20 protein-coding genes are annotated in these 17200 nt (G+C 61.2%); 8 read left to right on the top strand and 12 right to left on the bottom strand.

The genetic code is table 11. From position 1 onward, the window contains the following. Window positions 1-1227, bottom strand: coding sequence for a nicotinate phosphoribosyltransferase (gene pncB / locus HX786_RS20360; protein ID WP_003208126.1), 1227 nt, complete (start codon window positions 1225-1227; stop codon window positions 1-3). A 10-nt stretch (window positions 1228-1237) separates the two neighbouring features. Further along, window positions 1238-1885 (bottom strand): nicotinamidase, encoded by a 648-nt coding sequence (locus HX786_RS20355; RefSeq protein ID WP_003208124.1) that lies wholly within the window; start codon window positions 1883-1885, stop codon window positions 1238-1240. A 147-nt stretch (window positions 1886-2032) separates the two neighbouring features. Between HX786_RS20355 and HX786_RS20350 the strand changes: the two genes are divergently transcribed. Further along, window positions 2033-2740 carry an NUDIX hydrolase gene (locus tag HX786_RS20350; RefSeq protein ID WP_008437074.1) on the top strand — a complete coding sequence of 236 codons (708 nt, stop codon included), beginning with the start codon at window positions 2033-2035 and terminating at the stop codon, window positions 2738-2740. A gap of 163 nt (window positions 2741-2903) precedes the next feature. On the opposite strand, the gene HX786_RS20345 is transcribed toward HX786_RS20350, so the two are convergent. Both HX786_RS20345 and HX786_RS20340 read right to left on the bottom strand, forming a co-directional pair. Further along, a complete protein-coding gene (locus HX786_RS20345) occupies window positions 2904-3677 on the bottom strand; it encodes an L-iditol 2-dehydrogenase (protein ID WP_003208119.1) in 774 nt (257 codons plus the stop codon). A 22-nt stretch (window positions 3678-3699) separates the two neighbouring features. After that, the gene (locus HX786_RS20340) at window positions 3700-5010 is read right to left on the bottom strand and encodes a sugar ABC transporter substrate-binding protein (RefSeq protein WP_178912522.1); all 1311 of its coding nucleotides are present in this window, start codon (window positions 5008-5010) and stop codon (window positions 3700-3702) included. Window positions 5011-5224: 214 nt separating this feature from the next. Between HX786_RS20340 and HX786_RS20335 the strand changes: the two genes are divergently transcribed. The 3 genes from HX786_RS20335 to HX786_RS20325 all read left to right on the top strand — a co-directional run bounded on the left by HX786_RS20335 (window position 5225) and on the right by HX786_RS20325 (window position 8345). After that, on the top strand, window positions 5225-6175 hold the full coding sequence (locus HX786_RS20335; protein ID WP_178912521.1) for an AraC family transcriptional regulator: 951 nt from the start codon (window positions 5225-5227) through the stop codon (window positions 6173-6175). Window positions 6176-6330: 155 nt separating this feature from the next. Continuing rightward, a complete protein-coding gene (locus tag HX786_RS20330) occupies window positions 6331-7287 on the top strand; it encodes a nucleoside-specific channel-forming protein Tsx (protein ID WP_032899590.1) in 957 nt (318 codons plus the stop codon). A gap of 20 nt (window positions 7288-7307) precedes the next feature. Continuing rightward, on the top strand, window positions 7308-8345 hold the full coding sequence (locus HX786_RS20325; RefSeq protein ID WP_178912520.1) for a purine nucleoside permease: 1038 nt from the start codon (window positions 7308-7310) through the stop codon (window positions 8343-8345). A 126-nt stretch (window positions 8346-8471) separates the two neighbouring features. Here the strand turns inward: HX786_RS20325 and HX786_RS20320 are convergent, their stop codons facing one another. The 3 genes from HX786_RS20320 to HX786_RS20310 form a co-directional block, all read right to left on the bottom strand. Beyond that, window positions 8472-9431 (bottom strand): zinc-binding alcohol dehydrogenase family protein, encoded by a 960-nt coding sequence (locus tag HX786_RS20320; RefSeq protein WP_177022769.1) that lies wholly within the window; start codon window positions 9429-9431, stop codon window positions 8472-8474. Window positions 9432-9461: 30 nt separating this feature from the next. Beyond that, on the bottom strand, window positions 9462-9635 hold the full coding sequence (locus HX786_RS20315) for a DUF1427 family protein (protein WP_003208108.1): 174 nt from the start codon (window positions 9633-9635) through the stop codon (window positions 9462-9464). Between the two features lie 89 nt (window positions 9636-9724). Then, entirely contained in the window at window positions 9725-10489 is a 765-nt protein-coding gene (locus tag HX786_RS20310; protein WP_008437064.1) for a helix-turn-helix domain-containing protein, read from the bottom strand. 116 nt (window positions 10490-10605) lie between these two features. On the opposite strand from HX786_RS20310, the gene HX786_RS20305 reads away from it, so the two are divergent. Then, on the top strand, window positions 10606-10848 hold the full coding sequence (locus HX786_RS20305; protein ID WP_003208104.1) for a DUF6555 family protein: 243 nt from the start codon (window positions 10606-10608) through the stop codon (window positions 10846-10848). Between the two features lie 117 nt (window positions 10849-10965). Here the strand turns inward: HX786_RS20305 and HX786_RS20300 are convergent, their stop codons facing one another. The 3 genes from HX786_RS20300 to HX786_RS20290 form a co-directional block, all read right to left on the bottom strand. After that, on the bottom strand, window positions 10966-11136 hold the full coding sequence (locus HX786_RS20300) for a metallothionein (protein WP_008437063.1): 171 nt from the start codon (window positions 11134-11136) through the stop codon (window positions 10966-10968). A gap of 96 nt (window positions 11137-11232) precedes the next feature. Beyond that, window positions 11233-11685: a DMT family transporter gene (locus tag HX786_RS20295; RefSeq protein WP_178912519.1), complete on the bottom strand. Its 453-nt coding sequence runs from the start codon at window positions 11683-11685 to the stop codon at window positions 11233-11235. A 4-nt stretch (window positions 11686-11689) separates the two neighbouring features. Further along, window positions 11690-12175 carry a DMT family transporter gene (locus HX786_RS20290; protein WP_008437061.1) on the bottom strand — a complete coding sequence of 162 codons (486 nt, stop codon included), beginning with the start codon at window positions 12173-12175 and terminating at the stop codon, window positions 11690-11692. A gap of 118 nt (window positions 12176-12293) precedes the next feature. Here HX786_RS20290 and HX786_RS20285 point away from each other — a divergent pair, with 118 nt between their 5' ends. The 3 genes from HX786_RS20285 (at window position 12294) to HX786_RS20275 (ending at window position 14110) form a co-directional block, all read left to right on the top strand. Further along, window positions 12294-13226, top strand: coding sequence for a LysR family transcriptional regulator (locus HX786_RS20285; protein ID WP_023658922.1), 933 nt, complete (start codon window positions 12294-12296; stop codon window positions 13224-13226). A gap of 138 nt (window positions 13227-13364) precedes the next feature. After that, window positions 13365-13736 (top strand): type II toxin-antitoxin system Phd/YefM family antitoxin, encoded by a 372-nt coding sequence (locus HX786_RS31955; RefSeq protein WP_003208094.1) that lies wholly within the window; start codon window positions 13365-13367, stop codon window positions 13734-13736. Further along, a complete protein-coding gene (locus HX786_RS20275; RefSeq protein WP_003208092.1) occupies window positions 13733-14110 on the top strand; it encodes a type II toxin-antitoxin system VapC family toxin in 378 nt (125 codons plus the stop codon). Before HX786_RS31955 ends, HX786_RS20275 begins: the two co-directional genes overlap by 4 nt. A gap of 10 nt (window positions 14111-14120) precedes the next feature. Here HX786_RS20275 and HX786_RS20270 read toward each other — a convergent pair whose 3' ends face one another. Both HX786_RS20270 and HX786_RS20265 read right to left on the bottom strand, forming a co-directional pair. After that, on the bottom strand, window positions 14121-15440 hold the full coding sequence (locus HX786_RS20270; RefSeq protein ID WP_087694160.1) for an Nramp family divalent metal transporter: 1320 nt from the start codon (window positions 15438-15440) through the stop codon (window positions 14121-14123). Between the two features lie 41 nt (window positions 15441-15481). Continuing rightward, the gene (locus HX786_RS20265) at window positions 15482-17035 is read right to left on the bottom strand and encodes a DUF726 domain-containing protein (RefSeq protein ID WP_008437056.1); all 1554 of its coding nucleotides are present in this window, start codon (window positions 17033-17035) and stop codon (window positions 15482-15484) included. Between the last annotated feature and the right edge of the window lie 165 nt (window positions 17036-17200).

Here is a 17200-nt window from a genome sequence, read left to right as displayed (position 1 = left end):
TCACACCCCCAGTTGCGGATTGACGTTGCCGACGTTAAACACCTGCGCCGCATACTGCAGGAACGAGGCGTCTTCGCAGACGTTCTTGATCGGGTCATCGGAGAATTTCACCACCGGCTCGCCGTGCACCCGCACCAGTTTCATCACGATGCTCAGCGGCTCTACTCCGTCGACATCACAGGCCAGGCTGGTGCCCATGCCAAAGCCGAACTTGGCCTTGCCCCGCACGTGCCGCAGGATCGGCAGGCATTTCTCGAAATTCAGGCCATCGGAGAACATCAGGTCCTTGGTCATCGGGTCGATGCCCAGCTCCTTGTAGCGAGCCAACACCTTGTCGGCCCAGACGATCGGGTCACCGGAGTCCTGGCGCAAACCGTCGTACAGCTTGGCAAAGTACAGGTCGAAATCCTTGAGGAAAAAGTCGGTGCTGATGCAGTCGGTCAGGGCGATACCCAAGCGCCCACGGTATTCGCGCACCCAGTTTTCCAGCGCCGCATTCTGGCTTTCCCGCAGCCGCCCCAGTTGCTGGTGCACCATCAGCCACTGGTGGGCCATGGTGCCGATCAGCGGCAGGTCGAATTCGTAGGCCAGGTGCGCGTTGCTGGTGCCGATGAACTGGCCGGGAAAGTCGCGGCGCATGATGTCGACCACTTCACGCTGGGCCTTGAACGACAACCGCCGGCGGGTGGAGAAGTCCGAGACACGCAGGTCGGCCAGTTCGTCGCGGGTGAGGTTTTTCTCCAGCCAGTCGAATTTCTGGTAGAGCTTGCGGGTGACGTCTTCGAGGCTGACGTCGGGGTATTTGTCGCGGTTGCGCAGCTCGCTGACCAGGGCCAATACCGGCTGTTCGAACATGATGCAGTGCAGCATCGGGCCGACCACGCGGACGTTCAGTTGGCCGTCGATTTCACTGACGTGGATATAGCGCAGGTTGAAGCGGAACAGCCCCAGGAAGCGCTCGAAATCCGGGGTCAAGTACTCACGGCGCTGGTTGAACAGAAAGCGCAGCTCGCCTTCGCGCATGCTGAGGCCGGCGAGTTTTTCCAGCTCCACCCGCAGCTCGGGAATCAGGTGCCCCAGTTTCTCTCTGGAGCGGACGATGAACTGGTATTCCACATCGACATTCGGGTGCTGGTGCAACACGGCCTGCATCATGGTGAAGGTGTAGTAGTCGGTGTCCAGCAGGCCCTGGATCACAGCGTTTTCGTAGTCGTATGCACTTTCCATGAGGTACTCCTTAACGCGCGGCCATCGCGGCCAGTTCTTCCCGATTGCGGGTAATTACAACGCCTGCTTGTTGCAAATGGCTGACCGCCTGCACACCGCCCTCCTCGCTGATGCCACGGCATGCCGGCAGGTGCAGGATCACCTCGAAACCGGCCTTGAGCAGTTGCAAGGCGGTGGTCTTGACGCAGTAGTCCAGGGCCAGGCCGCCGACAATCACACGCTGGATGCCTTGGGCATTGAGGTATTCGATAACGCCGGTGGAGAGTTTGTCGTGGAGGTCGTGATAGCAGGCGCCGTAGGGATGCAGGTCGGGTTCGACGCCCTTCCAGATGAAGTAGTCGTAGTCATAAGGCGTGGGCAATTCGTCCAACAGGGTGAAACCTTCGGTGCCGGGCACACAGTGGGCGACCCAGGTGACATCGGCATGTACCAGCCCGGTGGGTTGCAGCATCTCGCTGTGCTGTTGCACCACCCAGGGCGCGTGCGGGGTATGGGCGTCCTTGCTGCCGACACGGCGCGCGGCGAGGCTGGCCATGTAATTGAGCTCGGCGCCGATCTGGTCACCGCCAGCGACCGGCAATTCGTTGGGGCACAGCGGTGTGAAGCTCTTCTGGGCGTCAACGTCGAATGAGGCGATAGCGTTCTTAGAGACGGTCATGGTCGTGTTCTCCTGTGGCCTGGATATAAAAGTACACGTCATGTACTTTCATGGCAAGAAACATTTTGTTATCTATCCTGGATCAAGTACACGACGTACCCGTTTGATCCGTTAGACTGTGCCCCACCGCTGCCCACAGGACCCGACATGCCAGACCACGCCCCAACCCTTAGCGCCTACCTGCACACCGTGGACTTGTGCGTGCTGTTCTATTGCCGTGCATCCGGGGAACTGAAGATATTGCTCAACCAGCGCGACGCCGAGCCCTTCGCCGGGCACTGGGCCTTGCCCGGTGTAGTGGTGAATGGCGGCGTGCAAGATCTGAGCCTGCAGGATGCCGTGGAGCGGTTGCGGGCCAGTGACAAGGTTGGGTTGCCGCTGGCCTGGTATGAGCAAGTGGGGACGGTGGGCGATGCGTTTCGCGATCCGCGCTGCTGGTCGTCGTCGACCTATTACCTGGCGATCGTGGCTGATGAGGTGGAGCTGGGGGGGCATCAAAAGTGGTGCTCTGTTGATGCCGTGGCGACTGGCGGGGTCAAGCTGCCCTTCGATCACAACGCGATTGTGGCAGCGGTACAGGAAAGGCTGTTTTCCAAGTCGCTGTACAGCAGCTTGCCGTTGATGTTTTTGGGCAATGAGTTCAGTGCGCCGGAGGCGACTACGATCTTTTCGCTGGTATTGGCGCGGCCGGTGCTGAAGACCAGTATCCGCCAGCGGTTGCTGAAGTTGACCGAGGCCGGTTTTTTGCGGGAGACGGGGCGCAAGAAGCATGGCGAGGGCGGACGGCCGCAGGCGACAGTGGAGAATCTGAAGCCTGGGGCGGTGTACTTCTTTGATCGCAGCTTTGCCGAATAAGACCAAGCCCCCTTCCCAGGGCAATGAAGATCAACTGTGGGAGCGGGCTTGCTCGCGAATGCGGAGTGTCAGTCGCCGGATAGATTGACTGATACACCGCTTTCGCGAGCAAGCCCGCTCCCACATTTTTTGATCCCCGGTGGCTCAAGGAGCTGCGTCCCGCTCAATTCATCCAGTTGCCGCCGTCGACGTTGTAGGTCTGGGCAACCACGTAGTCGGCTTCTTTGGACGCGAGGAAAACCGCCATTCCGGTCAAATCCTCGGCAGTCCCCATCCGCCCAAACGGTACTTCTGCTCCTACGCGCTTTTTCTTCTCGCCCAGCGGCAGCCCTTCGTGCTTGGCAAACATCGCGTCCACCCCGTCCCAATGCTCGCCGTCCACCACTCCCGGCGCGATGGCGTTCACGTTGATGCCCTGCTTGATCAGATTCAGCCCCGCCGATTGCGTGAGGCTGATCACCGCCGCCTTGGTCGCGCAGTACACCGCCACCAGAGGCTCACCCCGGCGCCCGGCCTGGCTGGCCATGTTGATGATCTTGCCGCCATGCCCCTGCTTGATCATCTGCCGGGCCGCCGCCTGCAAGGTGAACAACGTACCGGCGACGTTGATCGAGAACAACCGGTCGAAGCTCTCGCGGGTGATGTCGGTGATGGGCGCCAGGTCGAACAAGGCGGCGTTGTTGATCAGGATGTCGAGCTTGCCGGCCTGCGCCACCACGGCGGCAATCGCGGCATCGATGGACGCCTGGTCGGTGACATCCATCGCCACCGCGTAGGCTTTCGGGCCCAGCTCCGTGGCGGTGGCCCGCGCCCGCTCCAGGTTGATGTCGGCGATGGCGACGGTCGCGCCTTCGTTGATGTAGGCCTGGGCAAACGCCCGGCCAATGCCCCGCGCGCTGCCGGTGACCAGCGCACTTTTACCTTCCAGTCGTTTCATCAATGCAGTGTCCCTGAGGTGATTATTTCGGGTAGCCGGCGCGTTTCATTTCACGCTCGGTGGTGGACTGCGCCTCGGCCAGTGCCTTGTCGACCGTCATGCCGCCGGTGAGCGCTGCCGAAAACAGCTTGCCCACCGAGGTGCCGATGGCCTGGAACTCGGGGATCGTCACGTATTGGATGCCCACGTACGGCACGGGTTTGGCCGACGGGTGCGCGGGGTCGGCGTGTTGCATCATCTGCAAGGTCACCTTGGCGAACGGCGCTGCGGCCAGGTACGCCGCGTTGTAGGTGGACTGGCGCGTGCCCGGCGGTACGTTGGTGATGCCGTCCTTATCCGCTACCAGCTGGATGTATTCCTTGGAGGTGGCCCAGGTGATAAAGGCTCTGGCGGCGTCCTTGTGCTTGGAGGTGGCCGGGATCGCCAGGGACCAGGCGTACAGCCACGACGAACCCTTGTCGGTGACCTCGGTGGGTGCGGCGGCAAAACCCACGCTGTCGGCGACTTTGCTTTGGGTTTTATCGGTGGTGAACGAGCCGGCAACGCTGGCGTCGACCCAGATCGCGCATTTGCCGCTGTTGAACAGCGCCAGGGTTTCGTTGAAACCGTTGCTGGAGACGCCCGGCGGGCCATAGTTTCTCAGGGTGTTGACGTAGAAGTTCGCCGCCGCCGTCCACTCGGGACTGGTCAGCTCGGGTTTCCATTGCTCGTCGAACCAGCGCGCACCAAAGGCGTTGGCCATGGTGCTCAGCAACGCGATGTTTTCACCCCAGCCGGCCTTGCCCCGCAGGCACATGCCGTATTGGTCCTTGGCGGGCTGGTTGAGCTTGGCGGCGAACTCGCCCAGCTGGGTCCAGGTCGGATGCTCGGGCATCGCCAGGCCGGCCTGCTTGAACAGGTCGGTGCGGTAATAGGTGACGGTGCTTTCGCCATAGAACGGCAAGGCGTAGAGGGTGTTGTTCACCGACAGGCCCTGGCGTACCGCGGGGAAGATGTCTTCCACGTCGTAGTCGGCGGGCAGCGGCGTGATCGGTTCCAGCCAGTGCTTGGCGCCCCACAACGGGGTTTCGTAGGTGCCGATGGTCAGTACGTCGAATTGGCCGCCCTGGGTCGCGATGTCGGTGGTGAGGCGTTGGCGCAGGACGTTTTCTTCGAGCACCACCCAGTTTAGTTTCACCTCGGGGTGCTGCTCTTCGAACACCTTGGACAGGCGCTGCATGCGGATCATGTCGCTGTTGTTGACCGTGGCGATGGTCACGGTTTCGGCAGCATGGGCGGCCATCGCGAGCGTGAGGCCGGAGAGCAGGAACAGCGCTTTCGGAATCTTGAGCATGGCGGTTTCCACTTATTGTTTTTGTTGTTGACGGCCCGATTACAGCAGCTTGCCCGGAGCCGAACAAACGAATGGCGGATGCCTGGCTGATACTTTTTTAACCCCGCAGCCAGGATCAAAAAAGTATCAGTGACCGACAAAACCCAGGGTAGCGGCTGCCCGGGCAAAGGGCGTATTTTGGTCCCATTCCAAAAAGCCCAGAAGGGCCAAGCCCATGCCTGCAAGCCGATCCGCCCTTTTCGAGCAGCGTCCCGCCGAGCTGGAAGTGATTCTTGCCGAGCCCGAGCATGGCTTTCGCTGGTACGAACATGACTATCCGTTCGAGCTCGCCCGCTGGAACCATCACCCCGAATTCGAAATCCACCTGATCCGCCACGGCAGCGGCAAGCTGGTGGCGGGCGACTATATCGGTGCGTTTGGCGCCGGCCATGTCGCACTGATCGGCCCCGACCTGCCCCACGACTGGATCGGCGACCTGGCCCCCGGCGAGTACCTGACGGGGCGCGATGTGGTGTTGCAGTTCGACGGCGCCGCATTGCTGGCCCTGCGCACCACGCTGCCTGAGCTGGGCGACCTGCAAGGCCTGTTTGACCGGGCCCGGCGCGGCCTGGAATTCACCGGTGAAACCGCCCTGAAGGCTGCGCACCTGCTGGAGTCCATCGGCCCCGCCGAGGGCCTGGCGCGCCTGATTCTGTTCATCCAGTTACTGCATACCTTGGGGCAGGCACCCTCCGGGGAAGCCCATTGCCTGGCCAGTGCCTGCTACACGCCAAGCCTGGATGCGCGCAGCTCGGAGCGTATCCACAAGGCCTTCGAATACCTGATGACGGAATTGACCGGCGACCTGCGGCTGTCGGTGATCGCCCAACGGCTGGACATGAGCGAACCGGGCTTCTCGCGTTTTTTCAAGCGCGTCACCGGTCACGGCTTTATCGACCTGATGCGCAAGTTCCGGGTGCAGCGCGCCTGCCGCCTGTTGCTGCAAAGCGAGATGTCAGTCGCCGATATCTGCTTTGAAGTGGGTTACGCCAACCTCTCCAACTTCAACCGGCACTTTCGCATCGAGATGAACCAGACGCCCAGCGAATATCGCCGGGAAACCGCGATGTACCTGTTTAACCGCAATGGCGATCAGGCTCTGCCGTTTACCAAGGCGCATTTCTGACCAAAAGGCCGACTATTTCCCACTTTTCTCAATTCCTTCATGCAATTGACACAAATTGGTACAACCTGTGCAAACGTTTGCGGAACGAACTTGGCAACCAGGTTCACCTCAACCCGAAGAATCGGGCCCCAACCGCGTACGAACAGGGATTTTCAATGCAACCCACTTCCAGACGATCCGCGTCGGCTACCCCTTTTGCTGTTTCCCTGCTACTGGCTGCCGTTACGGGAGTACTCAGCGGACCCATTTTGGCGCAGGAAAAACCCACCGATGACTCAGCACAGGGCGAAGCCCTGGCCCCGGAAGCCAGCCCGTCGAAAAAAGGCGTGTACCTGTCGGACTGGTTCAACCAGGACCTGACGGTGATCGGCAGCAAAGACATCAGCTTCGGCCCCAAACCCGCCGATGACGTGTACCTGGAGTACGAATACTTCGGCCGCAAGGGCCCGTTCGAACTGTATGGCTACGTCGACATCCCGAAGATCTTCGGGATCGGCAACAGCAACGACAAAGGCGCGTGGGACCACGGCTCGCCGGTGTTCATGGAGCACGAACCGCGCATCTCCATCGACTACCTGGCCGGTCGCAGCCTGGCCATCGGCCCGTTCAAGGAATGGTATGTAGCGTTTGACTGGATCTACGACCACGGCAGCAACAAGGACAACCGTGCCAACACCTTGTACAGCGGCCTGGGCACCGACATCGAGACCCACTCGCGGGTCAACCTGTCGGCCAACTTCTATGGCCGTTACCAGTGGGAAAACTACGGCGCCAGCAACGAATACTCATGGGACGGCTACCGTGCGCAGATGAAATACATCGTGCCCATCGGCAGCTTCGACAATGGTGCGTCGCTGACCTATATCGGCTTCACCAACTACGATTTCGGCTCGGATCTGCACAAAGACAACCCCGCGCGCACCGCCAACTCCCTGGTTGCAACAAACGTGCTGTTGTATTCGTTCACTCACCTGCGTTTCACCCTGGTAGGCCGTTACTTCCACAACGGCGGCAACTGGGAAGACGGCAGCGAGCTGAACTTTGGCGACGGTAATTTCCGCGCCCGCTCCAACGGCTGGGGTTACTACGCCGGCGTGGGCTATCAATTCTGAGTGTGAACAAGGAGCAGTAGATGAAGACCTTTACCCGCCTTTCAATCGCCATCGGCCTGGCCGCCGGGGCGCTGTTGCCGCAGGTCGTGCTGGCCGATACACCGGCCCCGATCAAGCCCAAGGTGATGCTGATCACCATGTTTGCCCCCGAGGCGCAGAACTGGATCGACCGTCTGGAGCTCAAGCAGGAAGTGCGCGTGCCGGGCTTGTCGGCCGAGTATCCGGTGATTCGCTGCAACACCCAGGACGTGTGCCTGCTGGTGACCGGCATGGGCCAGACCAACGCCGCCGCCTCGACCCTGGCACTGGCGTTGTCGCCCAAGTTCGACCTGCGCCAGAGCTACTTCCTGATCGCCGGGATTGCCGGGATCAACCCGCACCACGGCACCATCGGCACCGCCGCGTGGGCGCATTACCTGGTGGAATTCGGTACCCAGTGGGAGCTGGATTCACGGGACGCGCCGAAGGACTGGCCGACCGGCTATATCGGCATCAATACCAAGGGGCCGAACGAGAAGCCGCCGCTGGACTACAAGACCGAAGTGTTCGAGCTCAATCCCAAGCTGCAAGCCAGGGCGTTTGCGCTGTCGCAAAAAGTCGAGCTCAGTGAAAGCAAGGAGTCCACGGCCTGGCGCAAACACTATCCGTACGCGCCGGCCAATCAGCCGCCGCAGGTCACCCAGTGCGACACCCTGGCGGGCAATACCTGGTTCTCCGGGACGCGCCTGAGTGAGCGCGCCGAGGTCTGGACCAAATTGCTGACGGACAATAAAGGCGCGTACTGCACCACCCAGCAGGAAGACAACTCCACCTATGAAGCGTTGCTGCGGGCCAGCCGTGAAGGGTTGGTGGATATCAATCGCCTGGCGGTGGTGCGGGCCGGTTCCGACTTTGATCGGCCGTACCCGGGCTACAGCGAAGTGGACAACCTGCTGAAGTATGCGGACCAGGGCGGATTTGTACCGGCGCTGGAGAACCTGTATCGCACTGGTAATCCGCTGGTACAAGCGATTCTGAAGAACTGGTCGGCGTGGGAAAAAGGCGTTCCCGAAGCCTGAATAAAGATCAAATGTGGGAGCGGGCTTGCTCGCGAAAGCGGTGGATCAGTGCCGAATGTATTGGCTGACACACCGTATTCGCGAGCAAGCCCGCTCCCACACAAGCCCGCGCCCACAATAAGCGGGTCAGGGCAGGAAGATAATCTTGTCGGCACTGCCCTGGTTCACTTGCTCAAAGCACTTCACACCGTCGGCCAGCGACACTTCCCGCAAACCGGTCGGCAGCGGCAACAAGTCCTCATCGAAGAACCGCCCGAACTGCTCCAGCATCACGGCGCATTGCTCGCAGTTGTAGAGCAGCGAATTGATCCCCACCACCGAACCACCCTTGCGATACAACGCCAGGGCCGGCAGTTGCACGTGCCCGTCCACCGGCGCGGCGATGATCGCGATACGGCCAAAAGGCGCCAGCGCCGCCACCGCTGCCGGCAACCAGAAGCCGGTGGTGTCAAAGATCACATCGGCGCCCGTACCGAACAGCGCATTAACCTGCCCTCCCAGCGCTTCCGGCTGGCCCAGTAACAAGCCCTCGAAACCCTGCTCGCGCAAGGCCTCGACCTGTTCCGGCCGACGCACGGCCCCGAGCACCTGGGCCCCACGAATCTTCGCCAGGGCCAGTGCCGCACTGCCTACAGCCCCATTGGCACCAATCACCAGCAAGCGCGTGCCTTTGGTTACACCGCTGCGCTCAAGGGCATCCCACGCCGTGGTGTACGGTACGCCGAGACTGGCGGCCTGGGCAAAGCTCAGATGGCTGGGCTTGTGCGCCACGCCCTTGGCCGACACGGTGAGGTACTGGGCGTGGGAACCGTCAGCGAAAAAACCCAGGTCGCGACCGGTGCCCCAGACTTCCTGGCCAACGAGTTCCTGCGGACCTTCCACCACCACCCCGGCAAAATCACGGCCGGGAATGCGTGGCAACGTGGTGTAGGGGAAACGCCCGAGCACGTTCTTCACGTCGCTGGGGTTCAGCCCGGCAGCCTTGATCTGCACCAGGACTTCACCGGCCGCCGGCACCGGCGTGGCGACATCAACGTAAGCAAGGGCAGCGAGATCGCCGGTGGCGGAAAATTGCAGTGCTTTCATGACCAATATCCATCGAGGTTAAAAAGGGTTTCAGGAGAACCAGGCGCTGACCATTTGCCGGCCCATGGGCCAGAGCTTCTCGCCCATCAGCATGCCCATCAGCCCGATCAGGGCGATGGCAGGAGGCGCAGGCGAGCGAAAGTCCAGGGCACCGTAAATCACGCCGACCAACAGGCCGATGGCCAAGGAAATCAGGTAATTCATGAAACACTCCGCAGCAAGGGTTGATGCGGTCAGTGTAGGGGGGCTGAAACCGAAGCATCGGCCAAGTGCTTCAGGATTTCGGCCAAGCCTCAGACGGGATACTGCGACGGCGCCATCCCCAGTTCACGGCGAAACATGTCGCTGAAACTGCTCGGCGAATAACCCAGGGAACGGGCGATCGCGCTGACCGACTGGCCCTGGATCAACTCGGCCACGGCGGTGGCCAACTGCACCTGGCGGCGCCACTCGGCAAAGCCCATGCCCAGGCTGTTCTGGAACAGCCGGGCCAGGGTGCGTACGCTGGCGCCGGCGGCTTCGGCGTGCTGTTCAAAGGGAATGTCCAGGGACGGTGACGCCATCACCGCCTGGCAGGCGCTGGTCAGGCGTCGGTCGGCGCCCACGGGCAAGGCAATGCGGATCGGCGAGCGCCGGGCCCGTTGCAATTCCAGCAGGGCCAGGCCGACCACGGCCTCGTAGTAGGCCTGGTCCCCCTTGTCGCCCTGCTCCACCAGCGCCACGATCAGTTCGCGCAGCAGCCCGCCGACCTCGATCACTTGCACCTGGCTGTCCAGGGTCGCTGCCAGCGCCGGGCGCAGGTAGATGTTGCGCATCTGCAAGTCCGACACCACGCGAATCCCATGCTCGACACCCGGCGGCAGCCACACCGCGCGCTGGGGCGGTACTACCAGCGCTTCCTGGGGTGTCTCGACCCACATCACGCCGCTCATGGCATACAGCAACTGGCCCCAATCGTGTTGATGGGGCTCGACATACAATCCGCGCGGATAGGTGCGCGCCAAGGGTTGCACGGGGACGGCGTGATCACTGAGGTCGGGAGGCGCGGCAAGGGCCATGGAAGACACATCGTTCAAGTATGGAGCGCCATGATAAGACGTGAACCGGATGATCCGAGTGAATTTTTACCACCTGCGCAGGGTCACTTAAAGACACAAGGAGGGTTTACGGATCCATGACTAACGCAAAACTTTTCGTGATCGACTACACGCTGCATGGCCAGCCCAAGTCATTCATCATCCGCCTGGAAAAACTCGACAACGCCGAAGCCTGGCATTGGGCGAGCTGCGACGCGGGCGTAGGCCGCATCGGGCGCTTTGCCCGTGAGCAGGTGAAGAAGACGAGCCAGCCCCAGGCCGAGAAATTCGGCATCGAAAACGTGCAATGGCGCCGCTCGGATGCGCGCCCCAGCGCGTGAAACAGTAGGAGCGAGCTTGCTCGCGAAGGTCGTTAACGATGACGCGGGGCACCTGGTGCCCCGCGTCGCTCTCGGGTGTTTCGCGAGCAAGCTCGCTCCTACAGGAGGCAGCCGGCGTTAGCCGTGCGCCGACTTGGCACACTCGCACCCGGTCGCCGAAGCACAAGGCTCGCCATGGGCATGATGCTCGGCGCAGCCTTGGCAGCAATAGCCCTTGCCATCCTTCATCACCGCGTTTTTCCCCAACTGGCAGTTGCAGTGGGGGCAGGCACATGTTTTCTCTTGCATGGTCAGACTCCTTTTTCGTGGTCGTCCAGATGCGGCGAACGCCGACACCTCAAGCAATGACTATAGGCAACGATTCAAGGTTCATAGGCCCGTCAGTCAGCCCCGACGAGCGTTGCTGCGGTACATGAACACCAGGGCCAGCGCGAGGCACAGCATCGCCACGATGCGGCTGCCGGACAGTTCGATCGCCGGGTTGCCGAGCCAGCCGAAGTTATCGATCAGCATGCCCATGCCCAACTGCCCGACAATCACCGCCACCGTCGCCACTGCCGTACCGACAATCGGGACCGCGCCGACCATCACCATCATGTACACCACCCCGAACAACGCCCCGGTCAGTTGCCACTTCGGCACGTCCAGCAGGCTGACCGCGTGGGCGGGCTCAAAGAACAGAATCAGCAATCCGGTACTGATCGCGCCCACGACAAAGGTCAGCAGGCTGCTGCGCAATACGCCCACCGCCTGCCCGAGGCGGCCATTGATGGCGGCCTGCACACTCAATACCGCACCGGCGGCCACTACCAATACCAACAACAGAATCAGGTTCATCGCCTTAACCTCGCGCAATCAAAACAAGTGCTACCACGATCAACGCCAATGCAATCCAGCGCTCCACGTTGACCCGCTTGCGGGCAGTGCCAAACCAGCCGAAGTGGTCGATCAGCACGCTCTTGCCCACCTGGCCCGACAAGATCGCAATCATGGTCATCGCGATCCCGATATGCGGGGTCGCCAGGGTCAGCACCACCACGTACATCGGCCCCAGGAAGCCACCGATCAATTGCCAGCGCGGCAGGTCGGTCAACGCCGGACCCTTTTGCGGGCCGCTGAACAGCAACAGCAGGAACAGGATCGCCGAGCCGACGCCGAAGATGCTCAAGGTCGCCCACAAGTGGCCGACCTGCACACCCAGCGGGCCCAGCAAGCCGGCCTCCACCGACAAGCCCATGCCGGCGAAGATCACCAGCGGCAATAGCAACAACCGAAGAAACGTCTTGGGCTTGGCCTGAGCCACACCCGCCACTGAAGAAGCCTGCATACATCACCTGCGCGTTAGAGAGAGGAACAATGGCGCGTATTATCCGGTGGCACTGCTGTGCGATAAATGGGAGCATACCGACAACACCTTTGCGCAATACGCACAGCATGGAGTGATGATGCAGGGTTTGAACGAACTGAGCTTCAAGGCGCTTCGCCTGTTTGTCGCGGTATTGGACTACGGCAGCTTCTCCGAAGTCGCACGCCGCGAAGGCCTGGCGCCCTCCTCCATTTCCCGGCAGGTGCAGTTGATGGAGCAGGCCCTGGGCCAACAGTTGCTGTACCGCCATACCCGTGCGGTCAGCCCTACCGAAGCCGGTCGCCTGCTGGGCCGGCATGCGCGATTGATGCTGGAGCAACTGGAAGCCGCCGGCCAGGCGTTGCAGGAACAGGAAAGCGAACCCAGCGGCCTGGTGCGCATCAATGCGCCGATGGTGTTTGGCCAACGCCACCTCTCGCCGTGGCTTGGGGAGCTGTGTCGGCGTTACCCGAAGCTGCAACTGGATATCCAGCAAACCGACACCTACGTCGACCCGTTGCAAGACGGCACAGACCTGCTGTTTCGCATCGGCGTGCTGAACGATTCCGGCATGCAGGCGCGAATCTTCGCCCCCCAGCGCTTTCGTCTCGCTGCCAGCCCCGGCTATCTGGAGCGTTTCGGTACGCCCCGGCATCCGGACGAACTGGTGAACCACCAGTGCCTGGCCTACAAGGGCGTCACCGGCCAGCAGCGCTGGTTCTTCCGCCGGGACCAGGGCGACTGGACGTCCTACAGCGTCAAGGGCCCGATCACCGGCAACCACGCCGACACCCTGACCCACGCTGCCGAACAAGGCCTGGGGCTGGTGGTGTTCCCGTCATGGTTGATCGGTGAAGGCCTGCGCGCCGGCACGCTGCAGGCGGTGCTCAGCGACTATGAAGTGGCGACGACCCTGGAGCCGCAACAGATTGCTGCGCTGTGGCCGGGTAGCCGGCGGCTGTCGTTGAAGGTGCGGACCGTGATTGATTACTTCGTTGAGTGTTTTGGGGCAGTGCCTTACTGGGACCGTTGAGCAACTATGGGAAACTATTCGGCCCACACTGTCGGGAAAAATCCCCCTTCAAGTAAGTCCGCTCTGATTTTCCACAACACGGGTCAAAAACCGCTTGCACTCGGGCAGACTTCGAGGAATTCCTTCAGGAGAGACGTCATGGATGCCAGTCATTACCCGTTCGGAAACCTGCAATCGTCCCCGCAAAAATCACCCTCCGCCAGCAGTCGGTTGATCTTTGCCTGCTTACGAAATTTTGGCTATATTTGGCCAAAACCTCGAGAAGACCAAATGATTACCGTACCGTTGGGTGAAGCAAAAAATAATTTATCAAAACTGGTCGATGATGCCGCCGCCGGCCAAATCATCACCATAGCCAAGCATGGGCGCGCGATGGCTCGCCTTGTTCCTGTCGGGAAACCGACAGGCCGGCGAATCGGCGCGATGAAGGGCAAACTGGTGGTGCCGGATGACTTCGATGCGCCATTGCCAGACGACATGCTGGATGCGTTTGAGGGAAACCACCCATGAGAATACTGCTGGATACCCACATCCTGCTTTGGGCCCTGAGCGATGATCCAAAACTGCCAGCGAAGGCCAGAAAGCTGATCGAGAACGCGGCTGAAATTTACGTCAGTGCCGCCACATTCTGGGAGCTGGCGATAAAGGTCGGGCTCGGGAAGCTCAACGTAAACCTGGACGAAATTCGCGAATACTGCCTGGAAAGCGGCTACGTGGAACTGCCCATCACCTCGGAGCACGCCATCGCGGTCAAGGACCTTGAACACCATCACAGGGACCCGTTTGATCGGCTCATCATTGCAACGGCTATCATTGAGCCGATGAAGTTAGTGACAGCCGACCCGATGGTGGCGAAATACACATCATTGGCCGTTTTGACTTAATTCACTTCGCTCAAAACAACCACTGCCCGATCAGCCAGGCATTCGCCCCGCTGATCACCACAAACAAGCTCCAGGCCAGCAGCCGCGTAGGCAAGCTGTTGACGAACGGCCCCATCAGGCGCTTGTCACCCGTCATGCGGATCAGCGGAAACAACGCAAACGGCAACTGCAGGCTCAACACCACCTGGCTGAGGATCAGCAGCTTGCCGATGGCATCATCCCCCATCAGCCACACCCCGAGGAACGCCGGGATCAGCGCCAGGCCACGGGTGATCAGGCGTCGCTGCCAGCAGGGAATGCGCAGGTTGAGGTAGCCTTCCATGATCACTTGCCCGGCAATGGTGCCGGTGAACGTGGAGCTCTGGCCCGAAGCCAACAGCGCAACACCGAACAGCACGCTGGCGAACGCGCCACCCACCAGCGGGTCGAGCAAGTGATAGGCGTCCTGGATTTCCACCACATCAGTGTGGCCGGTCTGGTGGAACGCAGCGGCGGCCAGTATCAGGATTGCCGCGTTGACCAGCAGTGCCAGTGACAGGGAACCGATGGTATCGATACGCGCCAATTTCACCGCGTCCTGGCGGCTGGCCAGGTCCTTGCCGACCAGCCGGGTTTGCACGATGGAGCTGTGCAGGTAGAGGTTATGGGGCATCACCGTGGCCCCCAGTATGCCAATGGCCAGGTACAACGGTGCGGCATCACTGATGGCGGACAACGACGGGGTGAAACCACGAAACACGTCGGGCCAGTAAGGCTTGATCAGCACCAGCTCGATGAAGAAACACACGCCGATAGTCGCCACCAGTGCCAGCATGATCGCTTCCAGCCGGCGGAAGCCTCGATTTTGCAGGGCCAGGATCAGCAAGGTATCGAAGGCAGTGATGACAATCCCGGTGGTCAGTGACACGCCCAGCAACAGGTGAAACGCCAGGGCGCAGCCGAGGACTTCGGCGAGGTCGGTGGCGATGATCGAGATTTCCGCAAGGATCCACTGCACGAACGACGAGCGCCGGCTGTAGCGCTCGCGGCTCAGTTGCGCCAGGTCCTTGCCGGTGGCGATACCCAGCCGTGAGCACAGGCACTGCACCGCCATCCCCGCCAGGCTCGCCAGCAGCACCACGAACAACAGGTTGTAGCCGTAGCGCGAACCGGCCTCGATGGCGGTGGCCCAGTTGCCCGGGTCCATATAGCCGATGGAAATCAGCAAGCCAGGGCCGGCAAACATCAGCGCACGTTTGAAAAACGAGGCACGGGGATCAACGACGATGGAGCCGGCGACTTCCGGCGGGCAGAACGGGGCGGTAGCGATTTTGGGCAGGCTGAATTTCACGCGGGGTACCAGGCTTTCACACAAGACGTGAACGCAGCTTATCAGTCAGACGCAACGGTACGCATCACCGTCTCCCGGGGCAGATCAAATGCCTCTACCACCTGGACCACCAGATCCATCTCCTGGTTCAGTGCTTCACGCTCCAGGCGCTCGCGAATCACCCCGATCACCAGCACCGCCAGGGTGGTGATGGAATACGCGGGGCCGGAAAACGCCCGCACGCCGGTCACCAGCAACATCGCCGCCGCGAGCGCCTGCCCCACCACCGGAATGGCCGTGGCCGCGCCCCGGCGCAGGATAAACCCGGTCAACCCGGCCAGCGCGGTCCCGCTGAGGGCAGTGGTGGCTGAGCGCCCGACATCGAAACGATTGAAAAAACCCTGTTCCTTTTGTGCCGCAGCCTTCAACTCTGCCTCGAACACTTGGCGATCAGCCTGGCTGAGCTTGTCCTTGTATTGCTCGATCAGCCGCTCGGCAACCTGCAGTTCCAGATCAGCAAGGGCCACTTTCTCGATCGGTTGATCAAACTTGATACCCACCCGCTGCGCCACGTCCTGGGCGATTTCGCGATAGCTCACGCCATGACCACGGGCCAGGTTCATAAAGGTGTCGCCGCCCATGCGCTGCAACTCGATGGCCAGCTTCAAGGGCTCGCGCACGGTGGCGTCGATAGAGGCACTGCGCTTTTGCGCCATCAGCTCGGCGAAAAACTGCAACTCCTCCGGCCGCGCCTGCACCAGCAGCGGGAACAGCTCGACATCCTCTTCCGCAAAGCGCACTTCGCTGCTGCGTTGATCGGCGCGGATCATGCCCCGGCGTTCCTGCAGCAGGTCGGTGTACTGCACCACCGTCTTCAGTTGCGGCCAATACGCGGCGTGGTCGAACGTGGCCAGGTGCACGTTGGCGACCTTGGCCTTGAGCGCCGGTGTCAGCGGGATCGCATAACGACCGATGCAGCGCTCGGTGTCCGGCTTGAGCGCCAGCGCCCAATCCTTGCTCGAGTGGCAGTTGATCACCCGACCGCTGAGCGGCGCCGAGACCAGGTCCCAGGGGCTGGAGGTACAAATCGCACCGCCCATCAGCAGCAGGTTGTTCAGCGGCAACTCACGGGCCACCTCAGGGCTGGCCAGCAGGCTCTTGACCAGGATGCGCGCGCCCAGGGAGTGGCCGATCAGGTTGATCTGCCGCACCTTGATCGACTCGCCATGGAGGTAGTTGGCCAATTCGGGCAGCAGGCTTTTGGCGACCTCATCCACCCGCGCCTCGACGCTTTTGTAGTGGTCGAGGAAATAGGCAATCGCCTTGCCCACCCCGATGGTTGCGGCACCCAGGCTACCGCCACCCAGCATCGAGGTAATCACATCCTTGAACGGCGCAAACAGGTTTTCCAGGAAATGCCCTGCCGGCCAGAACAGCATCAGGTTGGTGGAGCCTTCGATGGTTGCCAGTTGCCGGGAGAAACTACCCAGTTGTTGCTGGTTGAAGAACGCCGAATAACCATGCACGTAGAGATTGAGCACATCCCCCTGGGGCTCGCCACACAACACAAACGTGGGCTTGCGGGTGCGGTGCATTTCATCCCACTGGTGTTGCATGTGACGGTGACTCCTGGCGACGACGGAGGGCGATAGTAACAAAGGGCGGGCTACGGGAATGTGAAAAACTGATACTCGGACTATCCACATCCCTGCACAGTGATGACAAGAAACGCGGATTTTGTTCGCAGATTCAGTCCATTAACCTTTGTCGGGTCAACCACT

Origin of the sequence: Pseudomonas sp. 21615526 (genome assembly GCF_013386245.1) — a bacterium.
In the GTDB taxonomy this organism is placed as follows: Bacteria; Pseudomonadota; Gammaproteobacteria; order Pseudomonadales; family Pseudomonadaceae; genus Aquipseudomonas.
The sequence above is the reverse complement of the archived record's forward strand: the minus strand, read 5'-3'. Positions and strand labels throughout refer to the sequence as shown.